Origin of the sequence: Pseudomonas sp. Leaf59, from assembly GCF_920984685.1 — a bacterium.
Lineage (GTDB): Bacteria > Pseudomonadota > Gammaproteobacteria > Pseudomonadales > Pseudomonadaceae > Aquipseudomonas.
On sequence record NZ_CAKLBR010000004.1, the window covers coordinates 180022 to 200724 of the forward strand.

17 protein-coding genes are annotated in these 20703 nt (G+C 61.5%); 11 read left to right on the top strand and 6 right to left on the bottom strand.

The genetic code is table 11. The features are described 5' to 3' along the window. Window positions 1–182 precede the first annotated feature (182 nt). Entirely contained in the window at window positions 183–1310 is a 1128-nt protein-coding gene (locus LUB09_RS06100; protein WP_209989684.1) for a branched-chain amino acid ABC transporter substrate-binding protein, read from the bottom strand. Between the two features lie 340 nt (window positions 1311–1650). Here LUB09_RS06100 and LUB09_RS06105 point away from each other — a divergent pair, with 340 nt between their 5' ends. After that, a complete protein-coding gene (locus tag LUB09_RS06105) occupies window positions 1651–1956 on the top strand; it encodes a DUF2288 domain-containing protein (RefSeq protein WP_057007837.1) in 306 nt (101 codons plus the stop codon). A gap of 333 nt (window positions 1957–2289) precedes the next feature. On the opposite strand, the gene LUB09_RS06110 is transcribed toward LUB09_RS06105, so the two are convergent. Together LUB09_RS06110 and LUB09_RS06115 are read right to left on the bottom strand one after the other, a co-directional pair. Beyond that, window positions 2290–4533, bottom strand: coding sequence for a putative bifunctional diguanylate cyclase/phosphodiesterase (locus LUB09_RS06110; protein WP_231422018.1), 2244 nt, complete (start codon window positions 4531–4533; stop codon window positions 2290–2292). A 142-nt stretch (window positions 4534–4675) separates the two neighbouring features. Next, on the bottom strand, window positions 4676–5044 hold the full coding sequence (locus LUB09_RS06115) for a YkgJ family cysteine cluster protein (RefSeq protein WP_209989689.1): 369 nt from the start codon (window positions 5042–5044) through the stop codon (window positions 4676–4678). Between the two features lie 256 nt (window positions 5045–5300). Between LUB09_RS06115 and LUB09_RS06120 the strand changes: the two genes are divergently transcribed. Next, entirely contained in the window at window positions 5301–6644 is a 1344-nt protein-coding gene (locus tag LUB09_RS06120; RefSeq protein ID WP_231422020.1) for a spinster family MFS transporter, read from the top strand. A gap of 176 nt (window positions 6645–6820) precedes the next feature. On the opposite strand, the gene rapA is transcribed toward LUB09_RS06120, so the two are convergent. Continuing rightward, the gene (gene rapA / locus LUB09_RS06125) at window positions 6821–9667 is read right to left on the bottom strand and encodes an RNA polymerase-associated protein RapA (RefSeq protein WP_231422021.1); all 2847 of its coding nucleotides are present in this window, start codon (window positions 9665–9667) and stop codon (window positions 6821–6823) included. Between the two features lie 219 nt (window positions 9668–9886). Between rapA and LUB09_RS06130 the strand changes: the two genes are divergently transcribed. Next, window positions 9887–10228, top strand: a complete 342-nt coding sequence (locus LUB09_RS06130; RefSeq protein WP_209989700.1) for an aspartate-semialdehyde dehydrogenase — start codon at window positions 9887–9889, stop codon at window positions 10226–10228. 69 nt (window positions 10229–10297) lie between these two features. Further along, window positions 10298–10459: a hypothetical protein gene (locus tag LUB09_RS06135; RefSeq protein WP_209989703.1), complete on the top strand. Its 162-nt coding sequence runs from the start codon at window positions 10298–10300 to the stop codon at window positions 10457–10459. Window positions 10460–11312: 853 nt separating this feature from the next. Here the strand turns inward: LUB09_RS06135 and LUB09_RS06140 are convergent. Beyond that, a complete protein-coding gene (locus tag LUB09_RS06140) occupies window positions 11313–12788 on the bottom strand; it encodes an inorganic phosphate transporter (protein WP_209989706.1) in 1476 nt (491 codons plus the stop codon). Between the two features lie 334 nt (window positions 12789–13122). Beyond that, on the bottom strand, window positions 13123–13323 hold the full coding sequence (locus tag LUB09_RS06145; RefSeq protein ID WP_231422023.1) for a hypothetical protein: 201 nt from the start codon (window positions 13321–13323) through the stop codon (window positions 13123–13125). Between the two features lie 521 nt (window positions 13324–13844). Here LUB09_RS06145 and pcaR point away from each other — a divergent pair. The 7 genes from pcaR (at window position 13845) to pcaG (ending at window position 20556) form a co-directional block, all read left to right on the top strand. Beyond that, complete coding sequence (gene pcaR, locus LUB09_RS06150) at window positions 13845–14687, top strand: pca regulon transcriptional regulator PcaR (protein WP_209989709.1); 843 nt, start codon at window positions 13845–13847, stop codon at window positions 14685–14687. A gap of 144 nt (window positions 14688–14831) precedes the next feature. Then, the gene (locus LUB09_RS06155) at window positions 14832–16172 is read left to right on the top strand and encodes an MFS transporter (RefSeq protein WP_231422025.1); all 1341 of its coding nucleotides are present in this window, start codon (window positions 14832–14834) and stop codon (window positions 16170–16172) included. 258 nt (window positions 16173–16430) lie between these two features. Next, entirely contained in the window at window positions 16431–17288 is an 858-nt protein-coding gene (locus LUB09_RS06160; RefSeq protein WP_231422026.1) for a CoA transferase subunit A, read from the top strand. Further along, window positions 17288–18067, top strand: coding sequence for a CoA-transferase subunit beta (locus tag LUB09_RS06165; RefSeq protein WP_209989718.1), 780 nt, complete (start codon window positions 17288–17290; stop codon window positions 18065–18067). Before LUB09_RS06160 ends, LUB09_RS06165 begins: the two co-directional genes overlap by 1 nt. After that, window positions 18064–19266: a 3-oxoadipyl-CoA thiolase gene (pcaF, locus tag LUB09_RS06170; protein WP_209990721.1), complete on the top strand. Its 1203-nt coding sequence runs from the start codon at window positions 18064–18066 to the stop codon at window positions 19264–19266. Before LUB09_RS06165 ends, pcaF begins: the two co-directional genes overlap by 4 nt. Before the next feature lie 17 nt (window positions 19267–19283). Then, window positions 19284–19988, top strand: coding sequence for a protocatechuate 3,4-dioxygenase subunit beta (gene pcaH, locus LUB09_RS06175; RefSeq protein ID WP_209989722.1), 705 nt, complete (start codon window positions 19284–19286; stop codon window positions 19986–19988). Window position 19989: 1 nt separating this feature from the next. Further along, complete coding sequence (pcaG, locus tag LUB09_RS06180; RefSeq protein ID WP_209989725.1) at window positions 19990–20556, top strand: protocatechuate 3,4-dioxygenase subunit alpha; 567 nt, start codon at window positions 19990–19992, stop codon at window positions 20554–20556. The last annotated feature ends 147 nt before the right edge of the window (window positions 20557–20703 follow it).

The following is a 20703-nucleotide window of genomic DNA, read 5'->3' on the forward strand; positions in this document are numbered from 1 at the left end:
TTCCGGCCTTGCGCTGTGTTCTGTGAGCACATTTGCACAAAGCGTTTGCCAGCGAACCGCTGGTGACGGTTTTAAGATTTTCAGGTGAGCCAGCGCCCGGATCGCGGGTGACAGGCCCATAAACCTCGTAAAACAAAGCCCACTGCTCTCACAGTGGGCTTGTTGGGGCAGTAACGCCTGGCTTACTGAGGGGAAACTTCGGTTTTTGGTTTGCCGAAGTGCCATTCGTAGACCACGAACTTGAAGTCCTTCAGGTCGCCCTTGGCATCAAAGCTCAGATCGCCGGTAGGGGTCTTGAAGGTGCCCGCGTGGATGGCTTCGGCCACTTTGGCGGTGTCTTCGCTCTTCGCGGCGGTGATACCGGCGGCGATCACTTCAACCGCCGAGTAGGCCGGGAACACGAACGGACCGGTCGGGTCCTGCTTGTTCTTGGCGAACTCTTCAACGATGGCCTTGTTGGCAGGGTCGGTGTCGAAGGATTTCGGCAGGGTGACCAGCAGGCCTTCGGAGGCGCCCTGGGCGATCTGCGAGATGGAGTCGTTGCCCACGCCTTCCGGACCCATGAACTTGGCGTTCAGGCCTTTCTCTTTGGATTGACGCAGGATCAGGCCCAGCTCCGGGTGGTAGCCGCCGTAGTAGACGAAGTCGACGTTGGCTTGCTTGAGCTTCTGGATGACCGAGGAGAAGTCCTTGTCGCCGGCGTTCAGGCCTTCGAAAACGGCCACTTTCACGCCTTTCTTCTCGAGGGTCTGCTTGACGGCGGTGGCGATGCCTTCACCGTACTGCTGCTTGTCGTGCAATACAGCGACGATTTTCGGTTTTACGTGATCGGCGATGTAGTTGCCGGCCGCCGGGCCCTGGGCGCTGTCCAGGCCGATGGTGCGGAAGATCAGCTTGTAGCCACGGGCGGTGATTTCCGGGCTGGTGGCGGCTGGGGTAATCATGATGACGCCTTCGTCTTCATAGATGTCCGATGCCGGCTGAGTGGAGCTGGAGCACAGGTGGCCCACCACGAACTTGACGCCGTCGTTGACCACTTTGTTGGCGACCGCCACGGCCTGTTTAGGGTCGCAGGCGTCGTCGTATTCCTTGGCTTCAAGCATTTTGCCATCGACGCCGCCCTTGGCGTTGATGTCGGCGATCGCCTGCTTGGCACCCATGAATTGCATGTCGCCGTACTGCGTCACAGGACCGGTCTTGGGACCGGCGATGCCGATCTTGATGGTGTCGGCTGCGAACGAATGGCCGGCAACCCCAGCCAGGACCATAGCGGCAAACAGTTTGGAAATCTGCTTAGTAGCCTTATTCATAGTGCTCCACTCATGCTGTTGTATTTTTTATAGTTCCAGCGGCCTTGTGGGCTGCAGAACCGGATCGGATATGCGGATATCCCCCCGGAGGTGCCCTGGCAACTGTACCGGTACAGTGTAGAGCGCCGGTTGATCGCTTGAAAAGCTGGGTGCTGGGGGCAAATCCAGGAGGTGTCGCTTAAATGAAAGTAAAAGACAGAATTGCGGCGGGGCAACGCCAGCGTTCCGTGCAATCCTTGGCTTTCCTGACACTTTCTTTCGATGACGCATTTGCAACTGGGTTTTTCTGACTGAAGCTCAACGTTATGATTGCGCCGATTTTTTCTTCAGGTGAACTCCCATGACGCAAGAACCTAGCACCCTCTATGCCAAGCTGCTCGGTGAAACCGCCGAAATATCCTGGAAGGAGCTCGAGCCGTTCTTCGCCAAGGGTGCCCTATTGTGGGTCGATGCCGGCCTGGATTTGATCGAGGCCGCTGAGGGAATGGCCGAGGATAACCGCGACAAAGTCGCCGCCTGGCTGGCCGCAGGCCACCTTGGCGAAGTGTCTGCGACGCGGGCGCTGGACCTGGTGGAGCGCGACCCGAGCCTGTGGGCGGTGGTGGTCTCGCCGTGGATTCTGATCCAGGAAAGGGCGGCGCAATAAATAGCCGCACAGAAAAGGTGCGTTATTTTTCGCGGGTGAAGTGTGTAGCGGAGTAACCGCTGCAGCGGTGATGGCACCTTGCCGTGGCAAAAGGTCACAGATAGGGTGACGTTAACGTCACGGGAACAGTTTTGAGCGGAAGCGCAGTCGGTAGAGATTGTTTCAGAATGTGGCAGAGCGATCATCATTGGTCGGCTGTCAGATTGTCTTCGCGAGCAAGCCCGTTCCCACACGTGATCGCATTCCTGAAGGATGAATGCGGTCAAATTGTGGGCGCGGGCTTGTCCGCGAAAATATAAACGGCGCCGCAGCCCTCATTGAATACCCGCAGCGTCACCGAATCGGCCTGACCAGGGCAGCAGGTCCCGGCTGGTTCGGCGCCGGCTCCTTGACCAGCGAAGCCTCGGGCGCCAGTGGATTACGCAGGTGAATCCCCTGAATCACCCCAATCACCTCGTTCGCGGGCACCGCCGGGCTCAACAGGTAGCCCTGGATAAAATCGCAACCATGCTTGTGCAATAAGTCGAACTGCGCCTGGGTTTCCACGCCCTCGGTCACCACGTTCAGATGCAGCGTGTGCGCCATCCCGATAATGGCCTGGACAATCTCGATGTCGGCGGCGGACTTGGGCAGGTCCTGGATAAACGAGCGGTCAATCTTCAACGTGTTGAGCGGTAGTCGCTTGAGGTACGCCAGGGACGAATAACCGGTGCCGAAGTCATCGATGGCCAGGGATACCCCCAGCGCACGAATGTGCCGCAGCAGTGCCAGCGTGCTGCTGATATTGCCCATCAACGCATTTTCCGTGACTTCCAGTTCCAGGCGGGTAGCGGCGATCCCGCTGAAACGCAGGGCGTCCTCGACTTCATCGGCCAACTCATCACGTGCCAGGTTCAGCGCCGAGCAGTTCACGGTCATGTTCAGGTCGCCATAGCCCTTGTCGGAAAAAACGCTCAAGTCGTGACAGGCCTGGCGCAACACCCAGTTATCCAGTTCGGCAATCAGCCCATTGCTTTCGGCGATGCCGATAAAACGGTCGGGTGCCAGCAGGCCGTGTTGCGGGTGCTGCCAGCGCACCAGTGCCTCCAGGCGGGTGACCTTGCCCAGTTTCATGTCGAAGATCGGTTGATAGAACAGCACCAGTCCCGTGCGCTCGCGCAAGGCTGCACGCAACTCTTCCTCCAGCTGCAGCTCGAGGAAGGCGCGGGTTTTCAGGTTGGCGCTGAAGAAATTCAGGCTGTTGCGCCCCGCATCCTTGGATTGGTAGAGCGCCAGGTCAGCGGTTTTCAGCAGTTCTTCGCAGGTTACGCCGTCATCGGGAAACAGGCTGATACCAATGCTGGTGGTCATCACCATGCGCCGCCCGGCCAGTTCGATGGGCTCTTTCATCTGCTGCATGATGCGTTGGGCCAGGTGCCGCGCTTCGTCACGGTGGTGGATGCTGATGAGGATGCAGAATTCATCGCCGCCAAAGCGCGCGACCACATCGGCATGGCTGCGCACCGAACTCTTGATATGGCTGGCCAGCACGGTCAGCAGCTGGTCGCCGGCGTCGTGTCCGAGGCTGTCGTTGATGCGCTTGAAGTGGTCAATATCGAGGAAGATCACCGCCATCATGCCACTGGCAGCGGTTTTCTCCGCGAGCTTCTCCGCGAAGATCTGGTTGAAGCCCCGGCGGTTGAGCAGGCTGGTGAGTGCGTCGTAATGGGCCACCTGCTGCAGTGAAGCCCGCGCCTGGTCCAGTTCGCTGAGCAGCGCGTTGACCCGCCGCAGGTCGCGCTCCTTGTGTTGCAATTTCTTGTCGGCCAGGGCGGCGCTGATGCTGCTGCCGATCACCAGCAGCGTGATCACTGCCACCGAGAGGCCCATTTGGATTGGATTATTGTCCGAAGGTGCGGACAGGTCGGCCCCGGCAGGCACCACCATCTGCATGGCCGCCATGCCGGTGAAATGCATGCTGATGATGCCGGCGCCAAGCACCAGGCTGGCGGCGTATTTGAGCAACTGGTGAAACACCCCCGCACCGTTGCGCAGGTAACTCGACAGCAACAGGGCCGCGAGGCTGGCGCCGATAGCAATGGCCACCGAGGCCATGAACAGCCCGGCGCCGAAATACACCTGGGCCTGGGAGCGCATGGCCGCCATGCCCACGTAGTGCATCAGCGCGATGCCCATGCCCATCCACAGCGACGCCAGCAGGTACTGATCAAAGCGCAGGGTCGCGTGGCTGAGGGTTTTCATGGCGAACAGCGACGCGACAAGGGCGATCAGCAGTGAGACGAACGTCGTGATCAGTTCATAGTGAATGGCGATCGGCACCTGAAAGGCCAGCATGCTGATGAAGTGGGTGGACCAGATGCCGCCCGCCAGGCACCCGGCACCCAGCCAGCGCCAGTGGCGACGCGCGGTGGGGTCTTCGACGTGGCCGACGCGCTCGGCCATGTCCAGCGTGCCGAAACCGGCCGCACAGGCGACGAGGTAGGCCAGCAGCACCAGAAAAGGGTTATGGCTGCAATTGAGTAATAAGTGACCGTTGTGCGGTAGGTCGGTGAAAAAGTGCAGACCCAGCCATTCCATAGCATGTCCCGTCATTGCGTAGTTGCGTCACGGCCTACGGCGATGACCTATGGAGACGAGTATAGAAGGCTCATGGAATTCGCAAGGCGTAATGGCACATTGCTGTCATTTGATTTTGGCATGCCGGGCATAACGTTTGGTGCTAAGCGCTGATGGGCAACGCCAGTTCGAAGGGGGGCGCTTCCAGTGGCAACAGGCCGAACGCCGCGCGGGCCGCATCGCAATCGACGTTCTGCTCGCCCTGGCTCCACGACGCGTCAAACTCGCGGCACGGGCTCGAGCGCAGTTCATAAATCGAACAGCTGGTGCCTTTGCCCACTTCACCCTCCAGGCTGCAGCAACGCGCGGGTTTCTGGTCGGTGCCGATCATCGCCACGCGGGTCGGGTTGATCTGTACCACCAGGTCATCGGGCACCGTGCCGCCGGATGAGGCGCACTCACCCCAGAAGAAAGACACACGAAAGTATGAACAGCAGGCACCGCAATTCAGACACGGACTGGCTTCGGACATGGGCGTCATCGATAAGAAAGGTAAGGGGGAGGTACAACGGGAAGGCTCGCCATTCTATCCGGGCCGTGGTCGTTGGGAAGAGGGGGACGCACTTATATTTTTTGTAGGAAAAGTCCCGGAATGCCGGTTCGCATCATGCCCTATCAGCTTTACGAATCATTACAGACAAGCGCCGCTTGCCTGACTATGTTGCAGTGACCTGAGCAGGATGCATCGGGCATCGCTGCGCTCATAACAATAAAAAGAGACGGACCCCATGCAGAACTCGACCCAAGCGGCGAATGCCTGGCGCATTCTGTTCCTGCTGTTCCTGGCCAACCTGTTCAACTTCTTCGATCGCACCATTCCGGCGATCATCATCGAGCCCATTCGTATGGAATGGCACCTCAGCGACTTCCAGCTCGGCATCATCGGCACCGCGTTCACCCTTGTGTATGCCATTGCCGGCCTGCCACTCGGACGCCTGGCCGACACCGGCTCACGCAGCAAACTGATGGGCTGGGGCCTGTTTGCCTGGAGCGGGCTGACCGCCGTCAACGGTCTGGTCGGCAGTTTCTGGACCTTCCTGCTGGTGCGCATGGGCATCGGGATCGGCGAAGCCAGTTATGCGCCGGCCGCCAACTCGCTGATTGGCGACCTGTTTCCGGCGCACCGGCGGGCGCGGGCCATGGGCATCTTCATGCTCGGCCTGCCGCTGGGCCTGTTGCTGGCGTTTTTTACCATCGGCTGGATGGTCAAGGCGTTCGACAGCTGGCGCGCGCCGTTCTTTATTGCGGCGGTACCGGGGATGATCCTTGCGGTGTTCATGTTTTACATCAAGGAACCCAAGCGCGGCGCGGCGGAAACCGTGCAAGTCTCTCAGGAACGTATCGACCGCCCGATTCGCCGCGTGCTGGCGGTGCCGACCTTCCTCTGGCTGGTGCTGGCCGGGCTGTGCTTTAACTTCGCCACCTATGCGTGCAACTCGTTTCTGGTGCCGATGCTGCAGCGCTATTTTCTGCTGCCGCTGCAGGAGGCTGCAGTGGCCACCGGTGTAATCGTCGGCCTGACGGGGCTGGTGGGTCTGACGCTGGGGGGCTGGGTGGCCGACAAGATTCACCAGCGGGTCGCCAACGGGCGGTTGTTGTTTGCGGCGTTCAGCCTGATCATTTCCACCGTCACCACCGCCTGGGCCTTGCACGCCGGGCGCATCGAGATTGGCGTGTTCGTGGCGCTGTTCAGTGTGGGCTGGCTGTTTGCGTATAACTTCTACACCTGCGTGTACACGGCGATCCAGGACGTGGTCGAACCGCGTTTGCGCGCTACGGCGATGGCGCTGTTTTTCGCCGGACTGTACCTGCTGGGCGGTGGGATGGGGCCGATTGTCGTGGGCGGGCTGTCCGATCACTTTGCGCATTCAGCGATGTATGCGGCGGGGGCGCAGCAGATGACCGAGGCTTACAAGGCAGTTGGGTTGCATGACGCCATGTACCTGATTCCGGTGGCGCTGTTTCTGACCATGCTGTTTCTGTTTCAGGCGTCGCGCAGCTTTGTGCGCGATGCCAGGAAGATGAAGGAGGGGCTGGGAGCTGTTGGGGTGCCGGATGCGGTGGTGGCTTGAGGCCGGGTTGACTCTATCGGGAGCAAGCCCCCTCCCACAGGTTGAGCGGTGAATACCTGCAAAAAATGTGGGAGGCGGCTTGCTCCCGATGCGGCCGTCAAAGTCCCTGATATTCCCAAGTGAATAAAAAAGGCCCGCACGGTGCGGGCCTTCCTGTCAGCAGGGCAGGGTGGCAATCAACCCGCCACCAGCACCCGGATCGCTTCGAGTCGCAGCGCGGCCTTGTCCAGCATCGCCAGGCCTTGCTCGCGCTGATTGCGCAGCGCCACCAGCTCGCTGTCCCGCACCGTCGGGTTGACCGCCTGCAGCGCGGTCAGGCGCCCCAGTTCTTCGTCGGTGTCCGCCGCCAGGCGGCGCTTGGCTTCGGCCACACGCTCGGCATGACGCGGGCTGATCTTCTCCTCGCCGGCGTTGATACGCGGGGTGAGTTGATCGCGCTGGGCCTGGATGAACTTGTTGGCGCTGGCCCGTGGCACGCTTTCGAGCTGGTCGTTGAGGGTCTCGAACGACACGCGCCCGGACAGGTCGTTGCCGTTGGGGTCCAGCAGGCAGCGCAGCGCCGCCGGCGGCAGGTAGCGACCCAGTTGCAGCGCACGCGGCGCGACCACTTCACTCACGTAGAGCAGTTCCAGCAGCACGGTGCCCGGCTTGAGTGCCTTGTTCTTGATCAGCGCCACCGCCGTGTTGCCCATGGAGCCCGACAGCACCAGGTCCATGCCGCCCTGCACCATCGGGTGTTCCCAGGTGATGAACTGCATGTCTTCGCGCGACAGTGCCTGGTTACGGTCGTAGGTGATGGTCACGCCTTCGTCGTCGCCCAGGGGGAAGCTGGCGTCGAGCATTTTCTCGCTGGGCTTGAGGATCAGCGCGTTTTCCGAATGGTCTTCGCTGTCGATGCCGAACGCGTCGAACAGGGTTTCCATGTAGATCGGCAGGGCGAACTGATCGTCCTGTTCCAGAATGTCCTCCACCAGCGCATCGCCTTCACCCGCGCCGCCGGAGTTGAGCTCCAGCAGGCGGTCGCGACCGGTGTGCAGTTCCTGCTCCAGACGCTCGCGCTCGGCACGGGCCTCGTCGATCAGGGCCTGCCATTCGCTGTCGTCGGCGCTCTCCAGCAGCGGCAGCAGGCGCGGGCCGAACTGATGCTGCAGGGCACTGCCGGTGGGGCAGGTGTTGAGGAAGGCGTTCAGCGCTTCGTGGTACCACTGGAACAGACGTTCCTGCGGGCTGGTTTCCAGGTACGGCACGTGCAGTTCGATGATGTGCTTCTGACCGATCCGGTCCAGACGGCCGATGCGCTGCTCCAGCAGGTCGGGGTGGGACGGCAGGTCGAACAGCACCAGGTGGTGAGCGAACTGGAAGTTGCGGCCTTCGCTGCCGATTTCCGAGCAGATCAGCACCTGCGCGCCGAATTCTTCATCGGCGAAGTAGGCAGCGGCGCGGTCGCGCTCGAGGATGTTCATGCCCTCGTGGAACACCGTGGCCGGAATGCCGGAGCGTACGCGCAGGGCGTCTTCCAGGTCCATGGCGGTTTCGGCGTGGGCGCAGATCACCAGGACCTTGGTGCGCTTGAGCATTTTGAGCTGGTCGATCAGCCACTCGACGCGCGGGTCGAAGCGCCACCAGCGGTGTTCTTCCTCGACGTCCGGCTGCGATTGGAAGCTGACTTCCGGATACAGCTCGGCGTGTTCGCCCAGCGGCAGCTCCATGTATTCGTCCGGGTTGGGCAGCGGGTAGGCGTGCAACTTGCGCTCCGGGAAACCCTGCACGGCGGCGCGGGTGTTGCGAAACAGCACGCGGCCGGTGCCGTGACGGTCGAGCAGCTCACGCACCAGGCGCGCACTGGCTTCGCTGTCGCCATCGTTGACGGCGGTCAGCAGCGCTTCGCCTTCGTTGCCGAGGAAACCCTGGATGGTCTTGTGCGCCTTGGGTGACAGACGACCCTTGTCCAGCAACTCCTGCACGGCCTCGGCCACCGGGCGATAGTTCTCGCTCTCGGCGCGGAAGGCGTGCAAGTCGTGGAAGCGGTTCGGGTCGAGCAGGCGCAGGCGCGCGAAGTGGCTGTCCTGGCCCAGTTGCTCCGGGGTGGCGGTGAGCAGCAGCACGCCCGGGATCACTTGCGCGAGTTGTTCGACCAGCGAATATTCCTGGCTGGCTTTTTCTTCGTGCCAGACCAGGTGGTGGGCTTCGTCGACCACCAGCAGGTCCCAGCCGGCGGCGAACAGCGCGTCCTGGGCCTTCTCGTCGTCCACCAGCCACTCCAGCGCCACCAGCGCGAGCTGGGTGTCTTCGAACGGGTTGGAGGCATCGCTTTCGATAAAGCGCTCTTCGTCGAACAGGGCCACCTGCAGGTTGAAGCGCCGGCGCATTTCCACCAGCCATTGGTGCTGCAGGTTTTCCGGTACCAGGATCAGCACGCGGCTGGCGCGGCCCGACAGCAACTGGCGATGGATGACGAGGCCCGCTTCGATAGTCTTGCCCAGGCCCACTTCGTCGGCCAGCAATACCCGTGGCGCGATGCGGTCGGCGACCTCACGCGCGATGTGCAACTGGTGCGCGATGGGTTGCGCACGCACGCCGCCCAGGCCCCACAGCGAGGACTGCAATTGGCGGCTGGTGTGTTCCAGGGTGTGGTAGCGCAGCGAGAACCAGGCCAGCGGGTCGATCTGGCCGGCGAACAGGCGGTCGCTGGCGAGGCGGAACTGAATGAAGTTCGACAGTTGGGTTTCCGGCAGGGTGACCTGCTCGTTCTGCCCATTGAGGCCGTGGTACACCAGCAGGCCGTCGACGTCGTCGACTTCCTGTACGGTCATTTTCCAGCCTTCGAAATGGGTGATGGAGTCCCCCGGCGAAAACCTCACGCGAGTGAGGGGCGCATTCCGTAGCGCATACTGGCGTGTGTCGCCAGTGGCCGGATAGAGCACGGTCAACAAGCGTCCGTCCTGTGCCAGAACGGTGCCTAACCCCAGCTCTGCTTCGCTGTCACTAATCCAGCGTTGCCCCGGTTGATACTGCTGCGACATGCTGCCTGACTCCCGCCGTGAAAAAGCCGACTATCTTAACGGAACAAGGTCCGACCCCCAAGGACTCTGACGAAAACTACTCCGTTTGAGTGGGCGCGCGTGCCTTCAATCGACGGGTGGCGGGCACTTGTGAGTGTCGACTGAGTCACAGGTTGGCGATGCTGCGCTCAAGTTGGTGCGCAGCGCGCCGACAGCCTGAAGATCAGGAGAGTAATTATTATGCTGCCACCCATGTTGCCCGTCAGCGTCGTACCGGTCACGTCGCAACTGGACCCGGTAAGGCCCAAGCCGGATATCCCGCCCGTGGTGCCGGTACAGCCGAGTTCCAACGAAAGCACCATCGACCTGAAAAAGGGCGACGCTGAGCAGTCGAATTTCCTCCTGCGTGAAGAACAACGCCGCCAGCAGGAACAGCAGAAGCGCCGCCGCGAAGCCGATGAAGATCCGGAACAGCATCTGGCGATTCCAGGCGATGTGCTCAACGCCGACAACACCGTTCCCGTCATCCCTCTGATCGAGGATGAGCCACGTCAGGGGCTGTGGGTGGACGTCGAGGTGTGAAGGTGTATTTGCGGTCACGCTGGGCAGGCCGCATTATTGCGCCATCCCCGCCACAACGTAAGCCAAGCCATGAGTGACGATGACAAGCTGATCGATCTGAATGCCGAACGTGCCAAGCGCGTGCATGACCTCAATGACAAGCGCTTGAATGAAGTGCGCCAGGCGTTTGAACAGGCAATGCCTTTGGCAAAGCCGAAGAAAAAACCGAAGGGCAAGCCGAAAAAGCGCTGAAACAATGTGCATCCATTGACCCCGGTCAATTCCTCGCTCCACCGTCTCCGTTAACGTGGCCCTATTGATGTTTATCCGCAAAGGTCTTTGCGGATTACAGGGCACGCAAGGCATTTTGGGCGACTTCGGTCGCCTTTTTTTTACCTGAAATTCAGCTGCCGAGTATTTGCGGGGTGACCCCATGCCTGTGGCAAGCCCTAATGCCGTTCAGTTAAGCCCGCGTGATGCTCGAAGCAACGAGCGGTGCGACTTTTCGGTGTACATATCTGTTTCTGCGGTAACGACGACTTAGGGTTCCGCCCTTACGGCGGCTCACTTTTGAAAAGCGCAAAAGTAAGCAAAACGCTCCTGCCCCAACACTCGGCACCTCGCCTAGGCTCGGTGTGCCCTCACGCAGGCTGTGGAGCGTGGGCCACGCTCCAAAACCTGCGTTCGGCCAGCGTCTTTGACGGGGCGCCTAAGATCAAGATCAAGGGCGCGCCGGCCTGAGAGCCGACCGGAATGGTCTGCCGAACGCTGTACAACATGTGGGAGGGGGCTTGCTCCCGATGGCGTCGGCCCAGCAAACATTGATGTTGAAGACCCACCGCTTTCGCGGGCAAGTCGAATCGTCGAAGCGCACATTCCCTGTGGCGAGCAGGCTTGTCCTGCGTTGGGCTGCGCAGCAGCCCCAAAGCCAGGCGCTGAGCCGTATCAGGTACACCGCGTTTTGCTCGATTAGGGGCGCTTCGCCCCCCAACGCGGGGCAAGCCCGCTCGCCACAATGAGTTCGCTCTGCACACAGGATTCGGTGCAGCCAATAAAAAAGGTGCGACCCTTGCGGATCGCACCTTTTTTTATTGCCGGCGGCTTATCAGCTGCCCAGCGCCTTGGACGCCAGCCAGAACAACCCGGCCGACAGGGCCACGGTTGCCGGCAGGGTCAATATCCAGGCCATCAGGATGGTCTTGACCGTGCCACCTTGCAGGCCGCTTTTATTGGCGACCATGGTGCCCGCCACGCCCGACGACAATACGTGGGTGGTCGACACCGGCAAGGCGAAGATGTTGGCGAAGCCGATCATGGTGGCGGTGGTGATCTGCGCCGACATGCCCTGGGCGTAGGTCATGCCCTGTTTGCCGATCTTTTCGCCGATGGTCAGCACCACCCGCTTCCAGCCCACCATGGTGCCCAGGCCCAGGGCCAGGGCGACTGCCAGAATCACCCAGAACGGCGCGTATTCGGTGGTGGCGGTCAGGTCTTTGCGCAGCTTGTCGAGGTCGGACTTCTCACGCGCATCCAGGCCAGGCAACTTGCCGACTTTCTTCGCGGTGTCGTCCAGGCAGAGCAGGTAGCGACGCACTTCGATGCGGTGGTCGGCACTCAGCGAATGATAGTCGGACACGCCTTTCAAGGTGTCGACCAGCGCATTGATGGTCGGCTCGGTCTGCTGCGGGTTGCATTGGAACTTGCCCGGCAGGTCGCCCTTCACGCTTTTGCCCAGTGCCAGGAACTCGCCAAGGGTGGCGTTGTTGCGCTGGTAGAACTGGCTCAAATGCACGGTGGCATCGCGGGTGCGTTCGATCTGGTAGGTGGTGCTGCCCAGGTCGAGAACGAACTGCGCCGGCACGATGCCGATCAGTACCAGCATGATCAGGCCGATACCTTTCTGACCATCGTTGGAGCCATGCACGAAGCTCACGGCCATGGCCGAGATCACCAGCACCAGGCGGTTCCAGAATGGCGGGTGTTTCTTGTCGTCGAGCTTGCGGCGCTGGTCCGGGGTTTTGTGCATCTTTGACAGCGGACGCCACCACTTCAGGCCGATCAGCACCAGGGCTGCGACGATGAAACCGGCCATCGGCGAGAACACCAGCGAGGCGCCGATATCGACTGCCTTCTGCCAGTTCACACCGTCCGCCAGCGGAATATCGTTGATCAGGGCGTTGGCCAGGCCGACGCCGAGGATCGAGCCGATCAGCGTGTGGGAGCTGGAAGCCGGAATACCGAAGTACCAGGTGCCCAGGTTCCAGGTGATCGCCGCTGCCAATAAGGAGAAGACCATGGCCAGACCGTGGCCGGTGTTCACATTGATCAGCAACTCCACCGGCAGCAGATGCACGATGGCGTAGGCGACACCCACACCTCCGAGCAGCACGCCGAGGAAGTTGAACACCCCGGAGAAGAACACGGCCAGGTGTGGCGGCATGGCTTTGGTATAGATGACTGTGGCCACCGCGTTAGCAGTGTCATGAAAGCCGTTGATGAACTCGAAGGCGAGGACAAAGGCCAGGGCGAGCAACAGGCTCACTAGCACCCACGCATCCAGTCCGCTGAATAAATCGATCATGAAGGTTTTCTGACCCGGTCGTAAGGGGGCGCGATTATGCCAGAAAACCTCGGTAATCGATGCACTAGCTGCTCATCGGTAGCAATCTTCCCGGAAAAAATCTGTGGGAAACGCGCGCATCCCAGCGTTTCCGGGGCTTTGACAAGTCGTTGATTTATAACGCGCGGGGCTGTAATGACGCGGGTTTGTCACAAAATCGTCACTTCTGAAATATTTGTATGAAATTTCCCAGAGGTCCGTAGGCCGCTAACTGAAATGCAGGAAAAGACAGGTGCTCTCAGCCGACGCTCGACCGGCAAAGACTGCAACACCCTAGACGCCCACACCGAAGGACTTATGACTCTTCGGCCTTGAGTTCCTGTTCAATCTTCTCGATTTCCTGAGTAAATGCCTGATCGAGCAAGCTGGCACGCTTGCGCCAAGGCTTGCGCTCCGGCTCAGGCTGCGCGGCGTAGGTGGTGACTTCCCCGCCGTAAACGTCCTTGTAACGTTGTTCCTGGCGCTCAAGTTCCGCGCGCAGTTCGTCTTTCGTCACAGTTGTTACCTAATTGAGTTGAGTTTAATTAATGTGCAGCGATAAGGCAGAAACTCGCGATCGAGGGTTCGAATTGAACAGTTGAACCGTTCAAGTGGAACATTAATGCCCGAGAGGACTTCGTTTAACACCTTGCGTGTAACCGACGAAGCACTCAACGGGCGCCGTCAGGCGAGCTCCAAAGCCGATACTGATACCGGGCTGACCTCTGCACAGCCTGCATTATAGCGGCGCATTTGAATAACACTACCGGCATAAAGTTAAAAAGCCCTAACTTCGTGTGAGGGATTTGTTACACAGGAGTCAGTATTGGCTGAAAAAGCTGACGTCATCACTAGTTGTTTTCATCGCCGATGAAGACAGATTAATTCAAGGCGTTATAGCGGGACAAATTGCGATAATCGACTGCTCGTCCGATAATCGCCCAATGACGCCGGCCTCGTCTTGTCTGCCGGGTCGGTGCGGTTTGTAATGGCGAGCAGCCCTCCCTGCGCTTGCAGAACAAGAAAAAAGGACCCCAAATGAACGACCAATTGCGTAACGCCTTCGCATCGGTGGCGCCGCCAATCGTGGCTTCACCGGCCAAGCGCATCCAGGCGTTCACCGGCGATCCGGACTTCATGACCTCCCTGGCCCGCGGTCTGGCCGTGGTGCAGGCGTTCCAGGAGCGCAAGCGCCACCTGACCATCGCCCAGATCAGCCATCGCACCGAAATCCCCCGCGCCGCCGTGCGCCGTTGTCTGCACACGCTGATCAAGCTCGGCTACGCCACCACCGATGGGCGCACCTATTCGCTGTTGCCCAAAGTCCTGACCCTGGGCCACGCCTACCTGTCGTCGACCCCGTTGGCCGTGTCCGCCCAGCCGTACCTGGACCGCATGAGCGAGCAACTGCACGAAGCCTGCAACATGGCCACGCTCGAAGGCGACGACATTCTCTACATTGCCCGTTCCGCCACCACGCAACGCCTGATTTCGATAGACCTGTCGGTGGGCGGGCGCCTGCCGGCCTACTGCACCTCCATGGGCCGCATCCTCCTGGCGGCGCTGGACGACGCTTCGCTGCAGGATTACCTCGACCATGCCGACCTGCCCACCAAGACCAGTCGCACCCTGACCACTCCTCAAGCGCTGTTCGAATGCCTGCAACAGGTGCGCCAGCAAGGCTGGTGCATCGTCGATCAGGAACTCGAGCAGGGCCTGCGTTCCATCGCCGTGCCGGTGTACGACGCCTCCGGCCAGGTATTGGCCGCGCTCAATGTCAGCACCCATGCCGGGCGGGTCAGTCGCAGCGAGCTGGAGCAGCGTTTCCTGCCGAGCATGCTCAGTGCCAGTCGCGAGCTGAGTACCCAACTGTTTGCCTAAGCTGTTCGGTGACCGCACAGATCCGGGCGCGATGAATTGACGGTCTTTGCCCGCGCTTATTAAGGTGCGGCAGCGCTCCCGGGCGCACCCAATAATAATGACGACCTCAGGTCGTTGGCCCGCCATCGGTGTGGAATAACAATAATGACGCAATCTTCTGTTGGCTCCACCCTGGACGTCCAGTCCTTCATCAATGCCCAGCCACTGTCACGCTACCAGTGGCGTGTGGTGATCCTGTGTTTCCTGATTGTCTTCCTTGATGGCCTCGACACTGCCGCCATGGGCTTTATCGCTCCGGCGCTGTCCCAGGATTGGGGTATTGATCGCGCCAGCCTCGGCCCGGTGATGAGCGCCGCGTTGATCGGCATGGTGTTCGGCGCCCTCGGCTCCGGGCCGCTGGCGGATCGCTTCGGACGCAAGGTTGTGCTGGTGGGGGCGGTGCTGGTGTTCGGCGCCTTCAGCCTGGCGTCGGCTTACAGCTCGAATGTCGACCAACTGCTGGTGCTGCGCTTTCTGACCGGGCTGGGCCTGGGCGCCGGCATGCCGAATGCCACCACCCTGCTGTCCGAATACACCCCCGAGCGCCACAAGTCTTTGCTGGTGACCAGCATGTTCTGCGGCTTCAACCTGGGCATGGCCGGTGGCGGGTTTATCTCGGCCAAGCTGATTCCGGCGTTCGGCTGGCACGCCTTGTTGATGATCGGCGGCATCCTGCCGTTGGTCCTGGTGGTGGCGCTGATACTGTGGCTGCCCGAATCGGCGCGCTACCTGGTGGTGCGCAATCGCGGCACCGACAAGGTGCGCGAAGCGCTGTCCCCCATCGAGCCCACGGTGGTCGCCCAGGCCAGCGCCTTCAGTGTGCCCGAGCAAAAAACCGTCAAGGCACGCAACGTGTTCGCGGTGATCTTCTCCGGCACCTACAGCGCCGGCACCTTGTTGCTGTGGCTTACCTATTTCATGGGCCTGGTGATTGTGTACCTGCTCACCAGCTGGCTGCCGACCCTGATGCGCGACAGCGGCGCCAGCATGGAGCAGGCCGCCTTCATCGGCGCGCTGTTCCAGTTCGGCGGCGTGTTGAGTGCGGTCGGTGTGGGCTGGGCGATGGACCGCTTCAATCCGCACAAGGTCATCGGCACGTTTTACCTGCTGGCGGGGGTCTTCGCCTACGCAGTAGGGCAGAGCCTGGGCAATATCACCCTGCTGGCGACGTTGGTGCTGATTGCCGGGATGTGCGTCAACGGCGCGCAATCGGCGATGCCGTCTCTGGCCGCGCGTTTCTACCCGACGCAGGGCCGCGCCACGGGGGTGTCGTGGATGCTCGGAATCGGCAGGTTTGGCGCGATCCTCGGTGCATGGATGGGCGCCACGCTGCTGGGCCTGGGCTGGAACTTCGAGCAGGTGCTGACTGCGCTGGTGATCCCGGCCGCGCTGGCCACTGCGGCCGTGATCATCAAGGGCATGGTCAGCCATGCGGATGCCACCTGAGGGGTGGTGGCGTTTAAAAATGTGGGAGGGGGCTTGCTCCCGATAGCGGTGTATCAGTCAGCACATCCTGGGCTGACACAATCCTATCGGGAGCAAGCTCCCTCCCACATTGGACAAGAGTTAGCTCGCTAACAAATGTTCGATTATCGAACGTTTAGTCGATTATCGGATTGTTTGGCGCCATGCCCTCGGCTTAATCTTCAGGCACTTCGGCGCCACCTCAGCGCCTTTTTCGATCCACACCGGGAGCCCCACCCCATGGCTGACATTCTCACCCTGCGTGATGCGGTCAAGCGCTTCGTGAACGACGGCGACACCGTCGCTCTCGAAGGCTTCACCCACCTGATCCCTACGGCCGCAGGCCATGAAATCATTCGTCAGGGCAAGAAAGACCTGACGCTGGTGCGCATGACGCCCGACCTGATCTACGATCAGTTGATCGGTGCCGGCTGTGTGCGCAAGCTGATTTTCTCGTGGGGCGGCAATCCGGGTGTGGGCTCTCTGCATCGCTTGCGTGACGCGGTGGAAAAACAGTGGCCGCAGCCGCTGGAGATCGAAGAACACAGCCATGCAGACCTCGCCAACGCCTACGTTGCAGGAGCCTCCGGGCTGCCCTTCGCGGTGCTGCGCGGCTACGCCGGTTCCGACCTGCCCAAGGTCAACCCGCTGATCAAGACCGTGACCTGTCCATTTACCGGCGAAGTGCTGGCGGCGGTGCCGTCGGTGCGCCCGGACATCACGGTGATTCATGCGCAGAAAGCCGACCGCAAGGGCAACGTGCTGCTCTGGGGCATTCTCGGTGTGCAGAAGGAAGCGGCCCTGGCAGCCAAGCGCTGCATCGTTACCGTCGAGGAAATCGTCGACGACCTGAATGCGCCGATGAACAGCTGCGTGCTGCCGACCTGGGCCCTGACCGCCGTGTGCCATGTACCTGGCGGCGCACATCCGTCCTACGCCCACGGCTACAACGAGCGCGACAACCGTTTCTATCAGGCGTGGGACCCGATTGCCCGCGACCGTGGGACCTTTACCGCCTGGATCGACGAATACATCCACGGCACTGCCGATTTCAGTGAATTCCAGGCCAAGCTGGCCACCGCGCAGGAGGCCAAGTAATGGCTTACTCGACCAACGAAATGATGACCGTCGCCGCCGCGCGCCGCCTCAAGAACGGCTCGGTATGCTTTGTCGGCATCGGCCTGCCGTCCAAGGCCGCCAACCTGGCGCGCCTGACCTCATCGCCCGATGTGGTGCTGATCTACGAGTCCGGCCCGATTGGCGCCAAGCCTTCCGTGTTGCCGCTGTCCATCGGCGATGGCGAACTGGCGGAAACCGCTGACACCGTGGTGCCCACCGGCGAGATCTTCCGCTACTGGCTGCAAGGCGGACGCATCGACGTCGGCTTTCTCGGTGCGGCCCAGGTCGACCGTTTCGGCAACATCAACACCACCGTGGTCGGTGACTATCACCAGCCCAAAGTACGCCTGCCGGGTGCCGGTGGCGCGCCGGAAATCGCCGGCTCCGCCAAAAGCGTGCTGATCATCCTCAAGCAGTCGGCGCGCTCGTTTGTCGACAAGCTGGACTTCATCACTTCGGTCGGTCACGGCGAAGGCGGTGATTCACGCAAGCGCCTGGGCCTGCCGGGTGCCGGACCTGTGGGCATTATTACCGACCTGTGCATCATGGAACCGGAAGAGGGCACCCATGAGTTCGTGGTCACCGCGCTGCACCCCGGGGTCACCCGCGAGCAAGTAATGGCCGCCACCGGTTGGGCGATTCGCTTTGCCGATCAGGTCGACACCAGTGCCGCACCGACAGAGGTCGAACTGACCGCCCTGCGTGACCTTGAAGCCCGCACGGCCGCCGCCCACGGCCAAGCGCCTGGAGAAGCCTGATGCGCGACGTATTTATCTGTGATGCCATTCGCACCCCCATCGGCCGCTTTGGCGGTGGCCTGTCCACGGTGCGCGCCGATGACCTGGCCGCGCTGCCGATCAAGGCGCTGATGGAGCGCAACCCGTCGGTGGACTGGAACGCGGTGGACGAGGTGTTCCTCGGCTGCGCCAACCAGGCCGGCGAAGACAACCGCAACGTCGCGCGCATGGCGCTGTTGCTGGCCGGCCTGCCGCAGAGCATTCCCGGCGTAACCCTCAACCGCTTGTGCGCCTCGGGCATGGACGCCATCGGCACTGCCTTTCGCGCCATCGCCAGCGGCGAAATGGAGCTGACGATTGCCGGCGGCGTCGAGTCGATGTCCCGTGCACCGTTCGTGATGGGCAAGGCCGACGCCGCGTTTTCGCGCAACATGAAGCTTGAAGACACTACCATCGGCTGGCGCTTTATCAACCCCTTGATGAAAGCCCAGTACGGCGTGGACGCGATGCCGCAGACCGCCGACAACGTTGCCGATGACTACAACGTGTCCCGCGCCGATCAGGACGCCTTTGCCCTGCGCAGCCAGCAACGCACGGCCGCTGCCCAGGCTGCCGGCTTCTTTGCCGAAGAAATCGTGCCGGTGCGGGTCGCCCATAAAAAAGGCGAAACCCTGGTGGAGCACGATGAGCATCCACGCGACACCACCCTTGAAGCGCTGACCAAACTCAAGCCGGTCAACGGCCCTGACAAGACCGTCACCGCCGGCAACGCGTCAGGCGTGAACGACGGTGCGGCGGCGCTGATTCTGGCGTCCGCCGACGCGGTGAAAAAACACGGCCTCACGGCCCGCGCCCGGGTATTGGGCATGGCCAGCGCCGGTGTTGCGCCGCGTGTGATGGGCATCGGCCCGGTGCCGGCGGTGCGCAAGCTGGTGGAGCGCCTGGGCCTGGCCGTCAGCGATTTCGATGTGATCGAACTCAATGAAGCCTTTGCCAGCCAGGGCCTGGCGGTACTGCGTGAGCTGGGGATTGCCGACGACGCGCCGCAGGTCAACCCGAACGGCGGCGCCATTGCGCTTGGCCATCCGTTGGGCATGAGCGGTGCGCGGTTGGTACTGACAGCCCTGCATCAGTTGGAAAAAACCGGAGGCCATAAAGGCCTGGCGACCATGTGCGTGGGCGTCGGCCAAGGTTTGGCCCTGGCGATTGAACGCGTCTAATAAAAGAGGATGGCTCCATGAGTGACAAGCCCGGTTACCGGCGCCCGCAAGCGGGCACTCAACCTGATTACCTGCACCCGGCCTACCAGTCGACGAACCTGCGTTCGCCGTCCCGGCCGCTGGTGTTCCTGCCCCATTCCCTGTCGGAAATCACCGGCCCGAGCATCGGCGCCGAGCGGGTCAATGAGACCGACAACGACCTCACCGCCCAGCATGACGGCGAGCCGCAAGGCGAACGCATCATCATCCATGGCCGTGTGCTGGACGAAAACGGTTTGCCGGTGCCGGGCATTCTGGTGGAAATCTGGCAGGCCAACGCCGCCGGCCGCTACAACCACCCGCGCGACCTGCACGATGCGCCGCTGGACCCCAACTTTACCGGCACCGGCCGCACCGTCACCGACGCCGATGGCTGGTACCAGTTCCAGACCATCAAGCCCGGTGCCTACCCGTGGGGCAATCACCACAACGCATGGCGCCCGGCGCATATCCACTTTTCGCTGTTCGGCCCCAGCGTGCTGACCCGGTTGGTGACGCAGATGTACTTCCCCGGCGACCCGCTGCTGGAATACGACCCGATCTACAACTGCGTGCCGGACACCTCGGCCAAGCAGCGCCTGATCGCCAGCTTCGACCTGGAAAAAACCATTCCTTCCTATGCCCTCGGCTACCGCTGGGACATCGTCCTGCGCGGCCGCGACGCCACGCCGATGGAGAAATGAGATGAGCCTGTATGCAACCACGTCCCACACGGTGGGGCCTTACTACCACATCGGCCTGACCTGGCTGAACCGCGAGGACTTGACCGTCGCCGCCACGCTGGGCGACCGCGTGGCGATCAGCGGGCAAGTGGTGGACGGCAACGGCGATGTCGTCAACGACGCCATGCTGGAGGTCTGGCAGGCCAACGCCGCCGGCAAGTACGACCACCCGGAGGATGAGCAGGCCAAACCCGTCGACCCGAACTTCGAAGGCTTCGGCCGCGTGCCGGTGGATGCCGAAGGGCGGTTCCGCTTTACCACGATCAAGCCGGGCAGCGTTCCCGGGCTCAAGGGTACGACCCAGGCGCCGCACCTGGTGGTGCTGGTATTCGCACGGGGCCTGGTGAAGCACTTGCTTACACGGATTTATTTTGCCGGCGAGGCGTTGAATGGGGATGACCCGTTGCTGGCCTGTGTGCCGGCCGAGCGGCGCGCGACGTTGATTGCCGAGCAGGATGGGGCCGGTGTGTATCAGTGGAATGTGATTTTGCAGGGCACCGACAGGGAAACAGTGTTTTTCGATTACTGAGTTGGCCTGAAATCCAATCGGGAGCAAGCCCCCTCCCACATTTTGATTGGTGAATACATTCAGAAATGTGGGAGGGGGCTTGCTCCCGATGAGACCCTTTGAGTCAGAACCTCCTCAAACTCTTCTTGCAAGACATGGTTGTTGCAA

Excerpts from the sequence above, each read along its gene's own strand:
- LUB09_RS06100 (WP_209989684.1), bottom strand. The coding sequence starts at position 1,310 with ATGAATAAGGCTACTAAGCAGATTTCCAAACTGTTTGCCGCTATGGTC.
- LUB09_RS06105 (WP_057007837.1), top strand. The coding sequence starts at position 1,651 with ATGACGCAAGAACCTAGCACCCTCTATGCCAAGCTGCTCGGTGAAACC.
- LUB09_RS06110 (WP_231422018.1), bottom strand. The coding sequence starts at position 4,533 with ATGGAATGGCTGGGTCTGCACTTTTTCACCGACCTACCGCACAACGGT.
- LUB09_RS06115 (WP_209989689.1), bottom strand. The coding sequence starts at position 5,044 with ATGTCCGAAGCCAGTCCGTGTCTGAATTGCGGTGCCTGCTGTTCATAC.
- LUB09_RS06120 (WP_231422020.1), top strand. The coding sequence starts at position 5,301 with ATGCAGAACTCGACCCAAGCGGCGAATGCCTGGCGCATTCTGTTCCTG.
- rapA (WP_231422021.1), bottom strand. The coding sequence starts at position 9,667 with ATGTCGCAGCAGTATCAACCGGGGCAACGCTGGATTAGTGACAGCGAA.
- LUB09_RS06130 (WP_209989700.1), top strand. The coding sequence starts at position 9,887 with ATGCTGCCACCCATGTTGCCCGTCAGCGTCGTACCGGTCACGTCGCAA.
- LUB09_RS06135 (WP_209989703.1), top strand. The coding sequence starts at position 10,298 with ATGAGTGACGATGACAAGCTGATCGATCTGAATGCCGAACGTGCCAAG.
- LUB09_RS06140 (WP_209989706.1), bottom strand. The coding sequence starts at position 12,788 with ATGATCGATTTATTCAGCGGACTGGATGCGTGGGTGCTAGTGAGCCTG.
- pcaR (WP_209989709.1), top strand. The coding sequence starts at position 13,845 with ATGAACGACCAATTGCGTAACGCCTTCGCATCGGTGGCGCCGCCAATC.
- LUB09_RS06155 (WP_231422025.1), top strand. The coding sequence starts at position 14,832 with ATGACGCAATCTTCTGTTGGCTCCACCCTGGACGTCCAGTCCTTCATC.
- LUB09_RS06160 (WP_231422026.1), top strand. The coding sequence starts at position 16,431 with ATGGCTGACATTCTCACCCTGCGTGATGCGGTCAAGCGCTTCGTGAAC.
- LUB09_RS06165 (WP_209989718.1), top strand. The coding sequence starts at position 17,288 with ATGGCTTACTCGACCAACGAAATGATGACCGTCGCCGCCGCGCGCCGC.
- pcaH (WP_209989722.1), top strand. The coding sequence starts at position 19,284 with ATGAGTGACAAGCCCGGTTACCGGCGCCCGCAAGCGGGCACTCAACCT.
- pcaG (WP_209989725.1), top strand. The coding sequence starts at position 19,990 with ATGAGCCTGTATGCAACCACGTCCCACACGGTGGGGCCTTACTACCAC.